This is a genomic window from Kitasatospora sp. NPDC054795 (genome assembly GCF_053611565.1).
Genome location: NZ_JBSHAP010000065.1, coordinates 1 through 4,130, shown reverse-complemented (window position 1 = coordinate 4,130; position 4,130 = coordinate 1). Strand labels below are relative to the sequence as shown.

At 73.6% G+C, this 4,130-nt stretch carries 3 protein-coding genes and 1 pseudogene; 2 read left to right on the top strand and 2 right to left on the bottom strand.

Translation table 11 applies throughout. From position 1 onward, the window contains the following. Positions 1–311 precede the first annotated feature (311 nt). A pseudogene (locus ACWGJO_RS23120) lies at positions 312–653 on the bottom strand (glycoside hydrolase family 15 protein); the annotation flags it as partial. A gap of 394 nt (positions 654–1,047) precedes the next feature. Between ACWGJO_RS23120 and ACWGJO_RS23115 the strand changes: the two are divergent. Continuing rightward, entirely contained in the window at positions 1,048–1,542 is a 495-nt protein-coding gene (locus tag ACWGJO_RS23115; RefSeq protein WP_452186411.1) for an SRPBCC family protein, read from the top strand. Then, positions 1,524–3,155, top strand: a complete 1,632-nt coding sequence (locus ACWGJO_RS23110) for a phytoene desaturase family protein (RefSeq protein WP_452186409.1) — start codon at positions 1,524–1,526, stop codon at positions 3,153–3,155. The genes ACWGJO_RS23115 and ACWGJO_RS23110 overlap by 19 nt, the downstream gene beginning before the upstream one ends. A gap of 77 nt (positions 3,156–3,232) precedes the next feature. On the opposite strand, the gene ACWGJO_RS23105 is transcribed toward ACWGJO_RS23110, so the two are convergent. Beyond that, positions 3,233–3,775 (bottom strand): DUF6328 family protein, encoded by a 543-nt coding sequence (locus ACWGJO_RS23105; protein ID WP_452186407.1) that lies wholly within the window; start codon positions 3,773–3,775, stop codon positions 3,233–3,235. Positions 3,776–4,130 lie beyond the last annotated feature (355 nt).

Sequence of the window (4,130 nt, the reverse complement as noted above, 5' to 3'; positions counted from 1 at the left end):
GGGGGGCCGCCGCGGGTCGGCCGGCCCCGGCCCGCTTTGGGGGGGGTGCCCCCCCCCCCCCCCACCCGTCCGGGCGGCGGCTACTGGCCCGGGGGCACCCCCCCGCGCACCGGGCCCGCTCCAACGTGCGGGTCAGGCGGATCACAACGGGCTCAGTGACCGGGTGCCAGCGTGGCGGCGGCTTCGAGCATCAACCCGTGGACGAACGCTTGGGGCAGGTTGCCGCGCAGCTGGCGTTGGGCGACGTCGAACTCCTCCGCATAGAGGCCGGGCGGACCGCAGGCGGCACGGTTGCGTTCGAACCAGCGCAGGGCGGCGGCGAGCAGCAGGCTCTCCCCGAACACGTCGAGCTGGAACTGGCGGTTGACATGGTTGCCGACGATGTCGAAGCCACCCGGGTAGCCGGGCAGGTCGAGGGTGCGCTGGTCGGGTACCGCCGCACCGGTCACGGTGCAGGCGGGCGCGAGAGCCGGACCGTGTTCGAGCAGACGGGCGGTGACGAACCGTACGGAGTCGTCCAGCAGCGGGTGCGGCCCCGCGGCGGCGACGGCCTGGCCGATGTAGGCCTGGTCGCGCATCCACACGTACCGGTAGTCGTAGTTGCGGCCCGTCTCGGCGCGTTCGGGCAGGCTGGTGGTGGCCGCTGCCACCACCTCCCAGTCGCGCAGGCGCTCCAGCACGTAGTCGGAAACCTTCATCACCGAACTCCTCCACAGCGCGGGCGTGGCTCCTGGTGGGACGGACGAGCCCCGGAGAGCGGCTAACCGCTCGCGCCGCGACGAAACCGCCGTAGGTGACACCGCCCGGTGTCCCGCGCAGAATCACCTCCTGGCCCGCAGGCCGCGGGTAGGCACACCGGGCGCAGCACCGCCGCTGCCCTGGACGGGCGTCCGGCGGCGACCAGTCGACGTTCCGGTGGAACGGGTGGCCCGGCCCCCGACGGAGAACGGACGGCTGCGAGTGTCGCATTCAGGGACATTCGCTGGGTATGCGCCCTTTTGAGGTACGGGTGGTCCGTCGGGGACCGGACACGAGGAGGCGAAGCCGATGGCTGTGAGACACGTCCTGATAGAGCGGGCTCCGCAGGCGGTGTGGAGCGTGTTGGGCGATGCGACCGCGTACGGCCGGTGGGTGCCCGGCACGGAGCGGACCCGCCCGGGTGAGGGCCGGTGGCCCGCAGTCGGGTCGAGCCTGCGCTACACCGTCCGCGCCGGGCCGTTACGTTTCGGGGGCCACACTGTCGTACGTGTGTGCGACGACGGGCACCGGCTGGAACTGGAGGCCTTCGCCGGGCGGCTCGGCACCGTCCGGATCGCCATCGAGCTGATCGCGTGGGGCGACGCCACCCTGGTGATCGTCGACGAGCACCCGCTGCGGGGCCTGGGCGGGAGCCTCCACACGGCCCCCGCGGACCTGGTGCTGGATCTGCGCCACCGCCGGCTGCTCGCCCGCCTCGCCCGCACGGTCGAGCAGGCGCCCAGGGCGGCCGACCTGGAATCGTCCGCGTCGGGGGGAGGTCCGTCATGGCCGACGCCGTCGTGATCGGGGCCGGGCCGAACGGTCTGGTCGCCGCGAACGTGCTGGCCGACGCCGGCTGGAAAGTAGCGGTGCTGGAGGCGCAGGACCGGGCCGGTGGCGCTGTCCGCAGCGACCGCGGCGTCCACCCCGACCACGTCAGCGACCTGTTCAGCTCGTTCTACCCACTGGCCGCCGCCTCGCCGGTGATCACGGCCCTGCGCCTCGAAGAACACGGCCTCGCCTGGAGCCACGCGCCGATCGTGCTCGCCCATCCGCTGCCAGACGGCCGCTGCGCCCTGTTGCAGCGCGGTCCGGAGGCCAACAGCGACGACATCGGGCGGAACTTCGGCGGGCCGGACGCACTCGCCTGGCGACGGCTGTCACAGCTCTGGCAGGACCTGGACCCGTACCTGGTGAGGACGATGTTCGCGCCGTTCCCGCCGGTACGAGCCGGCCTGGCGCTGGCCTCGCGTCTCCGGGCGCCGGGCCTGCTGCGGCTGGCCCGCTTCGCGGCGCTGCCCGTACGGCGACTGGCCGAGGAGGAGTTCGACCGGGACGGCCCGGGGCTGCTGCTGGCCGGCTGCGCGCTGCACGCCGATCTGCTGCCCGAATCGCCGGGCAGCGCCGCCTTCGGCTGGCTCATGGCCATGCTCGGCGAGCAGTACGGCTGGCCGGTACCGGTCGGCGGCGCACGCGCCCTCAGCGACGCCCTGGTGCGGCGTCTGGAATCGCGCGGAGGCACGATCCGCTGCGGTACCCCGGTCAGCGAGGTCGTCGTCCGCGCCGGCCGCGCGCTGGGCGTCCGCACCGCCCAGGAGGACTACGTCCGCGCGCGCCAAGCCGTGCTCGCCGACGTGCCCGCCCCGCACCTGTACGGCCGCCTGGTCCAGGAAGGCCTCCTGCCGCCCGGATTCCGCGACGCCGTACGCCGCTTCCAGTGGGACTTCGCGACCGTCAAGGTCGACTGGGCCCTCGACGCGCCGATCCCCTGGACCGCCGAGCAGGCGCACCGGGCCGGCACCGTCCACCTCGGCGCCGACTGGACGGAACTGAGCGACTACGCACTCCAGGTCAGCACCGGCCGTCTGCCGGCCCGCCCCTTCGGGCTGCTCGGCCAGATGACCACCGCAGACCCTTCCCGCTCGCCCGCAGGCACCGAGTCGGCCTGGATCTACACCCATGTCCCCCAGCACATCGCCGACGACCTCGGGCCCGACGGCATCACCGGGTCCTGGGACGACAGGGAAAGCGAAGCCATCGCCCGCCGCATGGAAGCACAGGTCGAACGCTTCGCCCCCGGCTTCACCGACCGGATCCGGGCCCGGCGCGTACTCACCCCGCCGGTGCTGGAACACCTGGACCAGAACCTGGTCGGCGGGGCGATCAACGGCGGCACCGCAGCCCTCCACCAACAGGCGCTGCTGCGCCCGGTGCCCGGCACGGGGCGGCCCGAGACCCCCATCCAGCGCCTCTACCTCGCTTCCGCCTCGGCCCACCCGGGCGGTGGCGTGCACGGCGCCTGCGGCGCGAACGCCGCCCGCGCCGCGCTCCGCGCCCAGGGAGCCCTGACCGGCCGGCTGCTGCGCCCCGTCCTGGCCGGCGCCCAGCGGGCCCTGGCCGACCCGGGCGGGGGGTGAGACGGCGTGACGCCGTCGGGCGGTCGGGACGCCGAGACGGGACCCGCGGCCCGGGCAGGCCGGGACCGCAGGGGCTGTCATCGCGGGGGGCGGCCACCGCCGCCGGGGTCGCCGTGCTCGGACACCGCCGCCCGGCGGGCGGCCGTGCGACGAAGCACGATCTGGGGCAGGACAAGCCAGCTGGCAGCGAACCAGAGCAGACAGGCGGCGCTGAGGCCCCAGGCGGCGGCCGGGCTACCGGTTGCGGTGCGCAGCAGGAGCAGCAGGGCGGCGGCGATGGTCAGGGCGAGGGTGGTGAGTCCGATGGCGATGAGGCGACTGGCGACGTCGATGAGTTCGGGTTTCATGCCGTGGCCGGTGAGGAAGCGGTGGAAGGCCACGGGCGCGATCAGGGCGCCTGTGGCGACGGCGCCGAGGACGACGGTGGCGACGTAGAGGTTCCTGTCGAAGTCGGGCAGGGCGGCGAAGCGCGGGGTGAAGGCCACGCCGATGAGGAATCCGAAGAGGATCTGCGCGCCGGTCTGGCACACGCGGACTTCTTGGAGCATCTCGCTCCAGAGCCGGTCGGCCCGTTCCTGGGGCGTCTCGTCCCGGCCCGGCACGCCGTCGTTCTTCGTCAACGAATCCTCCCCCGCCTACGGGCGGTGCTTGTAGCGGCTGGCCCGGACCCGTACGTGCAGCGGTTCCTCGCCATGGGGCGGGGCGGTGGAGCTGGCGATGGAGCGAGGTGAAGGCGGCGGCGACCCGGAACAGGATCGGTAGACGGGAAGCATCTGATGGCGCTCTCCACGTCGCCGGGCGTGACGTTCACCGACACGTCGGGGGGCGGGAGTACCGGCTTCTCCACTCGAGCGGGCATCAGGCTGGGCACCGGGCGGCTCGGAAGTTGTCAAGTCAAATGAGACGGTTGTGCGGTGATGAGGCTTGTGGTTCGGGTTCCCTGCGCCTGGCCGGGTCGTTGATCCACACGTGCCG